We start from the raw sequence: 15,474 nt of genomic DNA, 5'->3' as shown, positions 1-15,474 counted from the left end.
GGTTTTGAGGAGGAGGGAATAAAACGTATTTTTGAGATATTTTGCATTTTTCTTGCTTAAAACTTGCAGTTCTTAATTTTTTTGTTTATTTTTGCAGCAACTAATCTTTAAGCCTATGGTAAATAAAATAACTATGAACTTATTGATTCTGTTGGCCATACCCTGTATTCTCTATGGTCGTAGTTTCAATGTGATGGATTTCGGTGCTCGAGGTAACGGAATCAGTGATGACGCAATCGCCATTCAGAAAGCTGTGGATGCCTGTACGAATGCCGGAGGGGGAGATGTGGTCTTTTCCGCCAATCATGTTTTTCTTTCAGGACCCGTACAGTTGAAATCAAACGTGAACATCGTTCTTGAAACCAATTCCGTCTGGAAAGCCAACCCCGATGAGAGTATCTATCATCTCAGCGCCTTCGGCAAGAACGAGGGGGAGGGTATGATGTGGATATGGGCGAAGGATGTGGAGAATCTTTCGTTCTCTGGGCATGGTACGATTCATGGCAATGGTATCAAGTTTATGGGGGCTGAACTTTTTGATAGTTATGAGCTCAAGCCGGTCACCACTTTCGATCCCCGTCCGCATGTGCTTACCCTGATGGGAGTCAGGAATCTCAATATCCGTGATATTACCATTCGGGAAGGTGCTTACTGGACGGTGCATCTCATCGGTTGCGATGGGGCAGTGATTGATGGAATCAATCTGCTCAACAATCTCAAGATCCGTAATGGTGATGGCATTGATATTGATCATAGCAAGAATGTGCGCATTGCCAACTGTCATATTACCAGTGGCGATGATGCTATCTGCCTGAAAAACCGCCGTGAGTTTGAAGAATATGGTTCTTGCCACGATATCGTTGTAACGAATTGTGTGATGGAGAGCCGCAGCTGTACAGTGAAGATTGGCAGTGAGAATATGGATTCCATCTATAATGTGGTTATCGACAATTGCGTGATCAAAGGTAGCAACCGTGGTCTCGGTATTCAGAACCGTGACGAGGGAACCGTGAGCAATGTGGTTTTCTCTAACATCATTCTGGATTGCCAGCTGTGGAGCGATGTATGGTGGGGCAAGGCAGAATCTATTTACGTTACTTCTTACCCTCGTGCCAATGGAAATCACAAGGATGCCAACTGGCGATTCCCTAAAGGTCAGACGGTAGGAAGATGTGGCGAGGTGAGTCATATCTACTTCAATCATATTTATGCCACTTCAGAAAACGGATGCTTTATCGGCGGAGATACTCCGGATAAGGTAAACAATATCTATCTCAACAATGTACATCTCAACTTGAAGAAACTGACAGGCTATGATGGCGGCGTGTATGACAAGCGTCCATGTCGTGGCGAGGGCTTTATATATAATAAGGTATATGGAGTCTATGTGGAGAATGCCAGGGATGTAGAGATTGATGATCTGCGAGTTCAGGTTGGACCGAAAGTAAACTATGGAGGAAAAACTTTCGGTATAGAAGACTAGAAAAACAATCTTTTAATAGAATTGAAACTAAAATCTTAAACAGGTGTAATAAGGTAGTACTACCTTTGCATCCGATTATTTATAACAAAATCTAATAAGTTATGCAAATAGTACAAAAGACAAATGGAAGAATCATGAAAAGAGTATTGCTTTCTTCCGCCCTTCTGCTGGTGAGTACACTCACATTTGCACAAAGTAAGGTCAGCGGTACCGTAAAAGATGCCAATGGCGAACCTCTCATAGGCGTAAGCGTCATGGAGGTAGGTACTAACAATGGTGCGGTTACCGATATAAATGGTAACTATACCTTGAATGTGAAGCCGGGAGCAAAGTTGAAGCTCTCTTACATTGGATTTACGTCAAAGACCATTAAGGCAAGTGGCAATAGTCAGATTGTGTTGGATGAAGATAACACTGCCCTCAACGAGGTGGTTGTGGTAGGTTATGGTACGATGCGCCGTAAGGATGTTACCTCTTCAATTACTACCGTGAAGGCTGAAGATTTGAACCAAGGTGTGTTCACAGACCCAGGTCAGATGCTTCAGGGAAAGGTTCCGGGTTTGGTGGTTTCTTCTACTGCCGATCCTAACGGTTCTCCTACCATTACACTTCGTGGTGCTTCTACTCTCCGTACAGGTGCCATGTCACCTTACTATGTAGTGGATGGAATTCCTGGAGTTGATATTTCTATTGTGTCTCCAGAAGATATCGAGTCCATTGACGTTCTTCGAGACGCTACAGCTACGGCCATCTATGGTTCCAAGGCTGCCAATGGTGTAATCATCATTACTACCAAGAAGGGTGCTGAGGAGAAAACCAATGTCTCTTACAATGGCTATGTGGCTTTTGATAATATTCTGAAGAAATATGATGTGTGTACAGCTGATGATTTGCGTCAGTATGCAAAGGACAACAATATAACTCTCAAGGATGGTGGCGCCAATACGGATTGGCAAGACGAGGTGCTTCGTACTGGTATCAGTCATAATCATAATGTAAACATTAGTGGTGGAAATGGTTCTACTAATTATATGATTAGTGCCGATCTCAGAAAGCGTGAGGGTGTCATCAAGATGACAGGCTTTGACCGTTTCAATGTCCGTTCTCTTGTGTCAACCAAGACATTGAAAGACCACCTTACTGTTTCTCTTGGTGCGAATATGATGTATGGCAAACACTTTGGCGTACCATCTGGCAATGAGGGTGCATCTGTGCTTGATGCCATGAACTACTATTCTCCTACAAATGCCATCAAAAATGCGGATGGAATATGGACAGTAGGCTCTGGTTCCAAGAACTATAACCCTCTTGCATTGATGGAGGAAAATAAGTCTGAGACTGTATGGAAACGTAACCAGTTTGTTGGTAAGACCGCCCTCGAACTTTGGAAGGGATTCGTTTGGAGTGTCAACTATTCTTGGAGTAATTATCAAAGTACTTATAGTGCCTATAATACCCGTAACTCTCAGTTGGAGGGTATTGGCAACAAGAATGGTCAGGCTACCCGTAATACTTATTTTGGTCGTGAACAGACTTTTGAGACTTATCTCAACTACGATTTCAAGGTCGGAAAGAGCAAGTGGGGCTTGATGGGTGGTTATTCTTGGGAAGAAAAGAAGAATAACGATGGATTCGGTCTCAGTGTTGAAGGTTACTATAATGATGATCTTGGATGGTATAATATGTCATACGCACAAACCATCTTGGGTGTTCAGAACTCCGTTCAGAGCGGCTATTTGGAGAAGGTACGTAATATCTCTTTCTACGGTCGTGTGAACTACTCTTTTGACAGTCGTTATATGCTTCAGGCAACCATTCGTCGAGATGGCTCTTCTGTATTCGGCAAGAACAATCGTTGGGGAACTTTCCCTTCTGTATCTGCTGCCTGGAATATCACTGAGGAGAAGTTTATGCAGAACCAGCATATCTTCGATAACTTGAAACTTCGTGCGGGATATGGTATTTCTGGTAATGCCATGGGCTTCGATGTGTATTCTTCTTATAATACGTATGGTGCTTCTGGTACATTCGTATATGATGGTAAGACTTATCGCACATACGGTGCAACCAAGAATGCAAACCCTGATTTGAAGTGGGAGTCAACAGGTATGTTGAACATTGGTCTCGACTTCGCATTCTTGAAGGGACGTCTGAATGGTACTGTAGAAGTTTATCATAAGAAGACCAAGGACTTGATTTGGAGCTATCCTGTTTCTACAACTCAGTACATATATGGTTGGATGGATGCCAATGTGGGTGAGATGACCAATAAGGGTATTGAGTTCACATTGAATGCGGTGCCTGTTCGTACCAAGAATTTCATGTGGAGTACTACCCTCAACCTCTCTCATAACAAGAATACTGTCGATAAGATGCAGAATGAGACATTCCATACTACTAATCTCACCCAGGGTGACCCAATGGTAGCTGGTGTTTCTGCTGATGGTTGGACACAGAGAATTATGGAGGGCGAACCTATTGGTACATTCTATACGTATCAGTATGCAGGAATTGTAAATGGACGCTCAGAGTACTACGTTCTTGATGAAAATGGTAATCGTACAGGCGAAACTACCAATAATCCAAGTTTGAAAGACCGTTCTATAACTGGTTGTGCGCAACCTAAGCTCAATGCAGGTTGGAATAATACGCTTACTTATAAGAACTGGAGTCTGAACGCATTTATCACAGGTGTGTTCGGTAATGACGTTTATAATAGTGCTCGCGCTCACTATACGGCTGCTCAAATGTTCTCAGATGGTAAGAACGTATTGAAAGAATTCCTTTCTAATCCTGTTGGCGATGCTTCAAGCTCACTTCCTTCGGACCGTTATATAGAGAAAGGATCTTATGTTCGTCTTCAGACGCTCTCTTTGAGTTATACATTCCGTAATTGCTTTAATGACTGGATTCAGGATTTGACTCTTTATGGCACAGCCAATAACCTCTTTACGATCACTAACTATAAGGGACTTGATCCTGAGGTGAATATGGGTGGCATTGATCCGGGTATCGATTATCGTTGGAGCCGTTATCCACATACACGTACCTTCATGGTGGGTGTTAAGATTAATTTCGGTGGAAGCAAGAAGAAAAAGGCTACGCCACAGTATATCGACCGAGAGGTAATCAAGGAAGTACCAGTAATCAAGGAAGTGGTTAAGGAGGTTCCAGGAAAGACAACATTCGTACAGAGCACATACGTTGTGACATTCCCTGTAAATTCTGCAGAGATTGGTAATACTTCAGAACTTGATGGCATCAAGAGTGGCTCTAATGTCGAGATTGTAGCATACGCTTCTCCTGAAGGCAAGTCTTCTGTAAATCAGCAGTTGTCTCAGAAACGTGCAGATGCAGTAGCTAAGTATCTACAGAATAAGGGCGTGAATGTGACTCGTATTATCGCCAAGGGTGCGGATACCAATCATGCTAACCGTATCGCTATTGTGACTGTTAAGTAATAACATTTAATCAGATTACAGAATATGAAACTAAATAGATTGTTTATTTCAGCTGGATTGTTAGCTATGACACTTACCGGCTGTACGGATTTGGACATGAGTCCAAACTCGCAATATACTGAGGATCCTAGTCAAAACTCAGGAGTTGATCCTATGATTGTTGTGGAGGCAAAAATGGCGGATGTATATTACCATCTTGCAGGAACATTGGGTCGCCGTTATATGGAGGCGCAATGCTTGGCTTCCGATGAGTTTACTTCACTCGCTTTTGCTGGCGGTTATTATGACAGTGGTACCTATGCTCACCAAGCACTACATTGTAGTTCTCCTAATGATGCCTCTATCGGTTGGTATGATGATGTGACGGCTGGTATTACAAAGGCGAATACCATCTTGGAGGAATTGGGTAGTGGAGCTTCTGCCCAGATGAAAGCGCCTGCTCGTGCCATACGTGCTTATTATACCTGGATTTTGATGGATAATTATGGTGATACGCCTATTTTGGATAAAGTTCAGGCTGAAGGTTCTGTGGTACCTCGTTCTCCACGTAAGGAAGTTGCGGAGTGGATTGAGAGTGAGCTTAATGACATTATCCCTGCATTGACGGATGATGTTACTGAAAATACATACGGCAAGCCTACTAAATGGATGGCAGAGGCTCTTCTTGCCAAGCTATATATCAACTGGCCTGTTTATACGGCGGAGTCGGTTGACCAATATGATGCAGCAACTGCTGCAAATCCAAAGTTGGATGCTTGTATTGCTGCTTGCGATGATATTATCAATAGTGGTAAGTTCAATTTGGGTTCTGTTGACTATCTTCATAAGTTCTCATACGACAATAGCTGGAAGGTGGAAGACTTCATATACGCAATACCATATGATGCCATCAATCGTCAGGGTATGCAGTATGCTCGGCCTCGTACATTCAAGGATATGAAAAATTTGTTGCCAAATGTCTATGGTTCAACAGATAAGTTTACTCAGTCGTTTGGTGGTAACATGGTAGTCACTCCTGAGTTTGCCAAATTGTTCTCTCTGGATGGGGATATTCGTAATCTCAGCATTCTTCGTGGTGATGTCTATGTTCGTGACCCAAAGACTTTACGTCCTACAACTGAACCTTTTATGTATAAAGGCAACCAGGTACATTTTACGGAAAACATCACTCTTGCTAAGAAAGATAACACCATTGAAGTTGGCAATGACGCAAATGCTTATCAGCAGGGTTGTCACTCCATCAAATGGTTTACTACTCCAGCCGACTATAATAATGGTCGTAACCAGTCTAATGACCTGCCGATTTTCCGTTATGCCGATGTTCTCCTTATGAAGGCTGAGGCTCTTACTCGTCAGGGTAGTAGTGGTGCAAAAGCTCTCTTCAACCAGATTCGTTCATACGCAGGTGCTCCAACGATAGCTAACGAACCTACCTTGCAGGAAATCTATGATGAGCGTGGTCGTGAATTCTTTGATGAGAACTGGCGTCGTAATGATATGATTCGTTTCGGTCATTATGAGGATGAGTTCTTCCCTCATTACAAGGACTTCCCGGATGCAAGCTTTGACAAGCGTCATCGCATCTTCCCAGTGCCACAAAACACAATCAATTTGAATGGTTGGGAGCAGAATCCTGGATATTGATAAATCATGTGATTTAGATAGCAATAAGGGAGGGTGGCAGTCTGCTGCTCTCCCTTTATTATTACAGTAACGCACTCTTTTACCGCAAATTCAGAAATAAAAAATGAAGCGAATCTTGGCCTTAGCATTATATTGCGTCCTTGGGCTATCCTCATTGATAGCGCAAGATTTTTCCCGATACGTTGATCCACGTATCGGAAGTGAGGGATTGGGTAGAACTTTCCCCGGACCTTGCATGCCATACGGTATGGCGAAGCCGGGACCGGATGCCGTGTCTATGCCGAATGCGGGATGGGCGCCGATGCCTGAGCCTCTCAAAGGATTCTCGCAGATGCATGTCAGTGGAACGGGAGGTGGACAGAAGTATGGCAATATCCTGATTCAGCCTTTCTTGGATGCAGGGGAAATCATCCAGAAACGGGTGGATGAGAAGATAGCCCTGGGATATTATGCCTGTACTTTTGAGAATGGAATCCGGACGGAGATTACCGCCTCAGAACGTTGTGCCTTCTATCGATTGGATTATGGCAGAAAACAGAAGGGAAAACTCCAGATAGATGTGGCTACCTTCCTGGGTATAGATACGATTCCAGATAAGCGCGAAACTCAGCAGTATGTGGATTCGTATGTTACTTGTGATGGGAAATATGCCGTCTCAGGATGGAGTACTGTAAGGGGTGGCTGGAACAATGGAGGCCCTTATACCGTTTATTTCTATTTGCAGAGCGATACGCCTTTATCTAATAGCGATGTCCCTTTAGCTAATGGCGAAGCGCCTCTATATAATAAGGTGAAGGAATCAAAGACAAGATTGGATGTTGCCTTCTCGAAAAGTACCGTCAATCTGAAGATTGGTATTTCGCATATCAGTATTGCCCAGGCAAGGAAGAATATCCCTGCCTGCGGCTTCGATGCCCAGTTGAAGAATGTGCGGAAAACCTGGAACGGAAAGTTGGGAAAGATAGAAATCGCAGGAACCGAAAAGCAGAAGCGGATGTTTTATACAGCTCTTTATCATACGATGCTGATGCCTGTGGATAAGTCGGGTGAAAACCCTCATTTCTCCGCTACGCCTTATTATGATGATTACTATGCCATCTGGGATACTTACCGTACTTCCATGCCTTTGCTTACGCTGATAGAGGAACCGCAGCAGCGTGATATGGTCAATTCCCTGCTCAATATCTACAAGCATGACGGTTATATGCCTGATGCCAGAAGTGGCAACTGGAACGGTAGAACGCAGGGTGGCAGTAATGCGGATATTGTCATAGCTGATGCCTTTGCCAAAGGAATGAAGGGTATCGATTATGAACTGGCGCTGAAGGCGATGATCAAGGATGCCGAAGTGCCGCCAACGGATGATGATGGCTTTGTGGGCAGTGTGCCTGAGGAAAAGCATGGTAGAGGTGGATTGATGGAATATAATACGCTGGGCTATATTCCGTATGGAATAGACCGTGCCGGCAATCGTACCGTGGAGTATAGCTATGATGACTGGTGTATTGCCCAGGTGGCAAAAGGACTGGGTTATCCGGAACTCTACGATAAGTATATGAAGCGTTCGCATAACTGGCGCAACCTCTGGCGCTCTGATTATGAATGGCAGGGGATGAAGGGATTTATCATGCCGAGAGATGCGGATGGCAGATGGCTCGACTCTGTGCCTTGGGGCAAGTCGAAGGTCTATCATCCTGTGATTCCTTATCATCCGGATACCAAGGTGGCGCCCTGGTATCTTCCATGGTGGTCAACCTTCTTCTACGAGGCTTTGTCGGCAGAGTATAGTCTCAGTATTCCGCACGATGTGCCGGGACTGATTGAGGCTTGTGGTGGCAAGGATGCTTTCATCAAACGACTCGATACCTTCTTCGCCAATGGTCATTTCAATGTGGCGAATGAACCGAGCTTCATGACTCCTTACCTGTATCATTGGGTGGGGCGCCCTGACTTGAGCGTTCAGCGAATCCATCAGATTGTGAACGATAACTATGATGATTCTCCTGGTGGTTTGCCGGGTAATGATGATGGGGGAGCGATGTCGTCCTGGCTTATTTTCAATATGCTGGGTTTCTATCCTATTGCAGGACAGAATCTCTATATCGTAGGTTCACCGATGGTTCCGGAATACACCATCCATCTGTCTAATGGAAAGGACTTGAAGGTGGTGAGAGAAGGAGAGCAATGGAAGCAGATGTTCATAACTCACGATGTGTTGATAAATGGTGGAAAACTGGTGTTCCCTCATTCTTCTGCTGTGGAAAAGGTTGTTGATAAAGCTTTCAAACCGTTGAATATAAAGGAGAAAGAGAAATTCACACTTTGTGAACAACTTGTGGATAAATACGGGAAAACTATTCCTGTGCAGTTTATATCTCACTTCATTCTTAATCGTCAATATCGTCAATGGGAAGTGGGTGTAGATTCCGTGAGTATCCCTGATACCCTTGTGCTGAAATGTAATCAGTCGGTCTATCTCATCCCTCGTCAACTTGTGGCTGAGGCTGACGGATTCTGTTGGGATAGTCCGCAGAAAGGAAAGAACCTGTATGTTTGCAACCAATGCTCCAATCATGGAATGCGGGATGGCACCTTCCTGTTTATCTCCCGGAAAGCCCTGCAGCAACTTCTGGGTACAGGCTCATTCGTTTATAATGGGATCGTATGGCGTAAGGTTTCGCAAGATGCAGAGAGCGTCACCGTGAAGGCAGAACAGGATGATACCGTGATGCAGATAGCCACCACCGGAAATCTCCCTTGGGTGCTGCGTATGGAAGGAAATCCTTTAGGTATTGATTGGAGGTTGGAAAAACAATAAATGGGAGTATTCTCCGTTTCATATATTATATGAACAGAAAAGTAACATTATTATATATCTCTTTGGCTTGCGTGCTATCCATGCAAGCTCAGACCCGCCAGCAGATGGGTGGCGTCTATTATGCTTACCCGGAAGGACCTTCTGCCAAGACAGGAACTTTTGGTACGGCTACCTATGTGCTGTCTGATTCTCCGAGTGTTCCTCAGGGATACGCACCTTTTTATATCAGTCATTATGGTCGCCATGGTTCCCGTTGGATGCCGAAGGATGACCGGTATGTCTGGATCTGCAAGCATTTTGAAGATGAGAGTAATCTCACTCCGCTGGGTCTGCAGGTGAAGGGAATGCTGCAGCGTGTATGGGAGAATGCCAAGGGTAATGGTGGAAAACTGAGCAAGTTGGGTGCTCTTCAGCATCAGGGCATCGCTCATCGTATGTTTGAGCGTTATCCACAGATTTTTGCTGCAGGCAATGCGGTGAAGGCCCGCTCCAGCGTGGTGGATCGTTGCGCCAGGAGTATGCAGGCTTTTACTTCGGAGTTGCATACCCTTCAGCCGGGTTTGAATCTTGATGTCAAGACCGATTCTGCCGATATGGCTTGGATAGCGTATGTCTCTCCTAAAATAAAAGCTTTGGAGAATCGTACGCATGTGCAGGCACATGTATCACCTCGCCGTTTCCTTCTTCAGTTATTTAAGGATGTCTCTCAAGTAGATGAACCCTTGAAGCTGATGACCGAGATGCATACGGTAGCCTCTTCCATTCAGGATGTAGGCTTGAATTTCCCTACTTATCCGCAGGATATAGAAGATGGATTGAATGCGCTGTTTACGGATGAGGAGTTCCGGGCTATCTATGATGCCAACAACCGTCGCATGACCATCAATAATGGCAACGACCCGACCAACGAGTCGATTCCGGCACGCTGTGCCATCTCGCTCTGGCAGAATATCGAGGCTGAGGCTGATGCAGCATTGCGTTCTCCCCGTTCTTCCGCGACCCTTCGCTTTGGTCACGATACGGCTCTTTACCGTCTTCTGTCGTTCCTTTTCGATACGGCTTCTCTTCCGCAGAGTGCCAGAGAGGATGAGGAAAAGGTGGTCTTGGGTAATGGGGTAGACAGGATGGACCGTGTGGTTCCGATGGCTGCCAACCTGCAGATGGTATTTTATAAGAATGCTCAGGATTCGGTCCTTTTCAAGTTCATGCTCAATGAGCGGGATATCCAACTCAGTGGTCTTGCTCAGGTAGAATACGGTACTTGTTATTATTCCTGGAATACATGGAAGCAGATGATGCACGAACGCATCCACAATCTGGAACATATCCGCCAGCTCAATGCCCTCAATACGATGGTGGGTACAGCACCGGCGAATACCCAGACTGCCGGCATGTTTGGCAAGGGTAGCGAGGAACATGGACAAACCCTTCCGGCTGTCCTCGTTCCGAACGGACAGAACTTCTGGACGCCGCAGACACAGGATACCGAACAGAAATGTATTGCACCTTATTATTATAAGGATACCCACTTGCAGGGTTTCCGCAACAGCCATTGGATAGTGGGAGGCTGTACGCAGGATTACGGTTCCTTTACCGTAGCTGCATTGGGTGGTAACCTGCGTCTTCAGCCAGAGCAGCGTGCCACGCCATTCAGTCATGATGATGAAATATCCCATCCTCATTACTATGCTGTTCACCTCAAGCAGGAACATCTCAAGGCAGAGCTCACGGCATTGAGTCATACTTCCATCCTCCGTGTCACGCCCGACAAGGATGAGCTGGTGCATCTGGTCATCAATCCGAACAGTGACGAGGGACAGGGGTATATAGAGATTGATACCGTCAACCATGTGGTATATGGCTATAATCCTGTTCACCGCATTTATCAGGGATGGGGAGAGCCGGCTGGCTTCAGCGGTCATTTCGTTCTGGCATACGATGAAGATGAGCTTGTGGATTACGGTGTCTTTGACGGTGATAACAGAATAAGTAGGGGATTGAAGATGCAGGACAAAGCGCGTATTGGTGCCTGGCTCACCTTCCGTGGCAAGGCAGGCAAGTCGATGGAGTGGCTGTCGGCTTCTTCCTTCACTTCCCGTGAGAATGCACTGGGAAATCTCAATGGCGAGAACTATATGTTCGGAGGCTTGGACTTTAACAGTATGATGCAGTTTGCTGCTGAGTTCTGGTGCGAGCGTTTCCATACCATTGATGTTGAGAGTAAGAATCAGTCCAAGGTGAACCAGTTCTATGGTGCCCTTTACCGTTCTTCATTCCTGCCTCATGAAATCAGTGATGTGAATGGTGATTATCCGGAGTTCTCTACCGGTACTCAGGTTGATTATTCTATTTATGGAAACTATTCTCCATATAATGCCCTGAAGAAGTATGGCGATTTCTCGATGTGGGATATATATCGTGCAGAGTTGCCGCTCTATAGTCTCATCACTCCGAAGCTCTCTGGCGAGATGATGCAGTCACTGGTCCAGATGTATCGGGAGGGTGGCTGGATGCCTATCTTCCCATGTTGGAACAGTTATACGGCAGCGATGATTGGCGATCATGCGAGTGCTGCTCTTGCTGATGCCTATGTGAAGGGCATTCGTAACTTTGATGCAAAGAAGGCATACGACGGCATGCGACAGAATGCCTTCTCCACTCCTTATTACATCAGGGATTATAAAGACGGCAAGGGTCGACGTGCCATTACCTCGTATATTGAGAACGGATATATTCCTCTGGAGAATCCGGTGGCAGATGCTTTCCATACCAACGAACAGACATCCCGCACTTTGGAGTATGCCTATGATGATTTCGCCGTGGCTCAGATGGCGAAGGCTTTGATGGATTCTTGTCAGAATATTTCTCAACGTCAGAAGTATCAGGAAGATTATCAGCTGTTGATGCGCCGTTCTGAAAACTGGCGCAATGTCATCAATCCTTCTACGGGTTGGGCTGACGGCAGGACAGAGAAAGGTAAGTGGGAAAACAATCGTGATCTGGTTCATCGCAAGAGCTATATCACCGAGGGTGCTACCTGTCATTATACCTGGTATGTGCCACAGAATCCGGAAGGACTGTTTGAGGTAATCCGCAACAGCAAGTCGGCTAAGGGCGATGATCCTGTGGTTACCCGTCTGGATGATATGTTTGACAAGGGATGGTATTGGCATGGCAACGAACCATGTCATCAGATACCTTATCTCTATGATGCGGCTGGTGCACCGGAGAAGACTCAGGAGCGTGTTCATCATATCCTGAATACCGAGTATAATGATACGCCGGGTGGATTGTCGGGCAATGATGATGCGGGCCAGATGTCGGCTTGGTATGTTTTCTCTTCCATCGGTTTCTATCCGGTTTGTCCAGGTACGCCAGAGTATTATATCGGAACGCCAAGCTTTGATAAGGTGACGTTGAATCTGGAGAACGGCAAGCGATTTGTTCTGTCGGCTCAACGTAGGAAGGCAGATGATTATCTCATCCAGTCTACCACCTTGAATGGAAATCCTTGGAGTGATTATCGCATTTCCCATCAGCAAATCTTGCAGGGTGGTGAACTGCTCTTCGAGATGAAAGCCATGAAATAAATGTTAAAATAATAGTTTCATTCCTATATAAAAAAGTTTCATTCCCCCCAATGAAACACCTATTTGATAGGAATGAAACTATTTTTTTGCCGAAAAATTTGGAGCTTTACGATATTTTCGATAACTTTGCATCACGAATATGATAAAACAGTATAGACTTTATCATTTGCTTTTTCTAAAAAAAATAAAGTTGGTTAACCCGTTGATGGGCCAGCCAACTTTCTTTTTTTATATGATTTTTAAAACTTAATCCTTGTTGCTTCCTCCGAAGATGCGGAGCAGATAGAGGAAGAGGTTGATGAAGTCGAGATACAGGGTCAATGCACCGAGCAAGGCGAGCTTCTGGGCTCCTTCACTTACGTCGTATTGTGTCTGGAGCATCTGCTTGATCTTCTGGCTGTCCCAGGCTGTCAGACCCGTAAAGACTGCCACACCCACATAACTCAGGATGTAATCAAATCCTGGACTCTTCAGGAACATGTTGACTACGGTCGCGATAATCAAGCCAATCAGAGCCATGAAGAGGATCTTGCCGATAGAGGTCAGGTCCTTCTTGGTGGTATAACCGTAGAAAGCCGTTACGCCAAAGGTTCCCGCTGTGATGAAGAATACCTTTGCGATGACCATCGGACTGTAGACGTAGAAGATGGATGAGAGCATCGCACCGTTCAGTACCGAGTAGCCGATGAACATCAATGTGGCTGTACCCAATGACAGGCGGTTGATGGCACCGCTCAAGGCGAAGACCAGAACCAGCTCTGCGATAATCAATCCCCACATCATCTTATGAAGACTCATGAAGAGGGTAGGACTGGCAGCAACACCAAAGGCGGTGACACCGGTTATCAGGAGAGCCAATGTCATCCAGGTGTAAACCTTGCGCATCAATACAGGGAAGGCACCGCTCAATCCGCGCTCTCGTTCGTTGAATGCAAAGCCATTGCTCTGCTGATTGTTCTGATTATTTATCAGATTGTACATTTCTTTTTCTGTCATAATTTATCTTACTTATTTGTTTGTAATCTTAAAGAACTAAGCGCAAAGATAATGCCAATTATTGAAACTAGCAATTATCTCTGCGCTTTATTAACATTTATTCCGTAATATTACGTTATTGCGACTGTCTTTTTACAGTTTACCATCCCTTCACTCGGATGAAACCTCTTTCTACGGTACTGACGGTGACAACTGACTTCATGTCAGTTGTCATATGGTTGAAGCTAACTATCGTTACTGTCCTTTGGAACGTTGCTATATTCTGCAATCTCTGCCTGGTTGACGTTGATTCTCCCTTATAGGAGATAATGGATTATCTGCAGTCCTATATCTCTGTAAGATAGAAATTTATCTCTGTGAAATAAAAAAATATCTCTGTAAGATAGAAAAATATCTCAGTAAGATAAATCCTGTTCTCTGCTTCATATTTCCCAGCTGGAGTGTGGTAAAAATATTTGAACCCCCAAAAATGCAGTATTTTTGAAGGAGAGAATCGTGAAAACTGAAGGTTCTGAAGGATGGGTATCACAGAATGTGTAAATTCTGATAAAAAGTAAACAGTTTGGATAGATTTTTGGACTGAAGGAACTGAAGGCAGTTTTCAAACATAATAATATCATATCAAAAACAGCATTTTAACATATGGTCAAATATATTGTAATTACTTGATAATCATACAATTGCGTCTTTTTGCTCTACGATGCATATAAAAATGATTTTTTAATTTCATCCTTCAGTTCCTTCAGTGTATCCTATCTTTTCAGTTTTTTGAAGGGTATCCTTTGTTGTCTTTTTCTTACAAATCTACATTGAATGTAATACCATGCTTCCACTCGAGGTCTACTGCAAGACCTACGTTGATGCCTGATGTTCTGAGGTCAATATTAGGTTTGTAAGTACTATATTCTGCACTATCCGCCCCCTCGTTCAGAACCTAATTTAATTTGTGCGTATGTATGCACACCTGTGTGCCTGTGCCAGTACACGCACAAATATTATAATGTGTCTTTTAGAATTTGAGTTATTAAAGTCTTTATAAGTGTTAAAATGAGACTAAAAAACAAACTTTTTTCGGAAAAGATTTGGTGGAATGGAAAATAGTTAGTACTTTTGCACTCGCTTTTGAGAAATACACTTTCTCTTAGCAATTAAAGAAAGAGTTCTTTGAAAGATTTTACATAAACAGACAAGTAGTACAAGAAGCGGTTAACTTCTTAGAAATAAGGAAGTTGACTGGGTAAAAGAAATGAACCGTCAAGCAATTGACAAGTCAGGTTTACTAAGCTTCAATAAACGAAAAGGATATTCGTCCTAAGTACAGACAACAAACACCGATTGCTTCAGCAATGAGGCAAGACGTAAAAATGATATTTTACAATGGAGAGTTTGATCCTGGCTCAGGATGAACGCTAGCTACAGGCTTAACACATGCAAGTCGAGGGGAAACGACATCGAAAGCTTGCTTTTGATGGGCGTCGACCG

6 protein-coding genes are annotated in these 15,474 nt (G+C 44.4%); 5 read left to right on the top strand and 1 reads right to left on the bottom strand.

Annotated elements, in window-relative coordinates; genetic code table 11:
• Positions 1-133: 133 nt before the first annotated feature.
• The 5 genes from ACTQ53_RS06905 to ACTQ53_RS06885 all read left to right on the top strand — a co-directional run bounded on the left by ACTQ53_RS06905 (position 134) and on the right by ACTQ53_RS06885 (position 12,996).
• On the top strand, positions 134-1,483 hold the full coding sequence (locus ACTQ53_RS06905) for a glycoside hydrolase family 28 protein (protein ID WP_441932550.1): 1,350 nt from the start codon (positions 134-136) through the stop codon (positions 1,481-1,483).
• A gap of 101 nt (positions 1,484-1,584) precedes the next feature.
• Positions 1,585-4,944 carry a SusC/RagA family TonB-linked outer membrane protein gene (locus ACTQ53_RS06900; protein ID WP_441932549.1) on the top strand — a complete coding sequence of 1,120 codons (3,360 nt, stop codon included), beginning with the start codon at positions 1,585-1,587 and terminating at the stop codon, positions 4,942-4,944.
• 24 nt (positions 4,945-4,968) lie between these two features.
• A complete protein-coding gene (locus ACTQ53_RS06895; protein ID WP_294970979.1) occupies positions 4,969-6,588 on the top strand; it encodes a RagB/SusD family nutrient uptake outer membrane protein in 1,620 nt (539 codons plus the stop codon).
• Between the two features lie 103 nt (positions 6,589-6,691).
• Positions 6,692-9,406: a GH92 family glycosyl hydrolase gene (locus ACTQ53_RS06890; RefSeq protein WP_441932548.1), complete on the top strand. Its 2,715-nt coding sequence runs from the start codon at positions 6,692-6,694 to the stop codon at positions 9,404-9,406.
• Positions 9,407-9,435: 29 nt separating this feature from the next.
• Positions 9,436-12,996 (top strand): GH92 family glycosyl hydrolase, encoded by a 3,561-nt coding sequence (locus ACTQ53_RS06885; protein WP_441932547.1) that lies wholly within the window; start codon positions 9,436-9,438, stop codon positions 12,994-12,996.
• Between the two features lie 246 nt (positions 12,997-13,242).
• On the opposite strand, the gene ACTQ53_RS06880 is transcribed toward ACTQ53_RS06885, so the two are convergent.
• The gene (locus ACTQ53_RS06880; RefSeq protein ID WP_153121954.1) at positions 13,243-13,992 is read right to left on the bottom strand and encodes a Bax inhibitor-1/YccA family protein; all 750 of its coding nucleotides are present in this window, start codon (positions 13,990-13,992) and stop codon (positions 13,243-13,245) included.
• Positions 13,993-15,474: the final 1,482 nt, after the last annotated feature.

It is taken from the genome of Prevotella sp. Sow4_E9_plate, from assembly GCF_052116205.1.
Lineage (GTDB): Bacteria > Bacteroidota > Bacteroidia > Bacteroidales > Bacteroidaceae > Prevotella.
This window is presented reverse-complemented; position numbering and strand designations above follow the sequence as displayed.

Coding starts and splice junctions, on each gene's coding strand:
- ACTQ53_RS06905 (WP_441932550.1), top strand. CDS start 134: ATGAACTTATTGATTCTGTTGGCCATACCCTGTATTCTCTATGGTCGT.
- ACTQ53_RS06900 (WP_441932549.1), top strand. CDS start 1,585: ATGCAAATAGTACAAAAGACAAATGGAAGAATCATGAAAAGAGTATTG.
- ACTQ53_RS06895 (WP_294970979.1), top strand. CDS start 4,969: ATGAAACTAAATAGATTGTTTATTTCAGCTGGATTGTTAGCTATGACA.
- ACTQ53_RS06890 (WP_441932548.1), top strand. CDS start 6,692: ATGAAGCGAATCTTGGCCTTAGCATTATATTGCGTCCTTGGGCTATCC.
- ACTQ53_RS06885 (WP_441932547.1), top strand. CDS start 9,436: ATGAACAGAAAAGTAACATTATTATATATCTCTTTGGCTTGCGTGCTA.
- ACTQ53_RS06880 (WP_153121954.1), bottom strand. CDS start 13,992: ATGACAGAAAAAGAAATGTACAATCTGATAAATAATCAGAACAATCAG.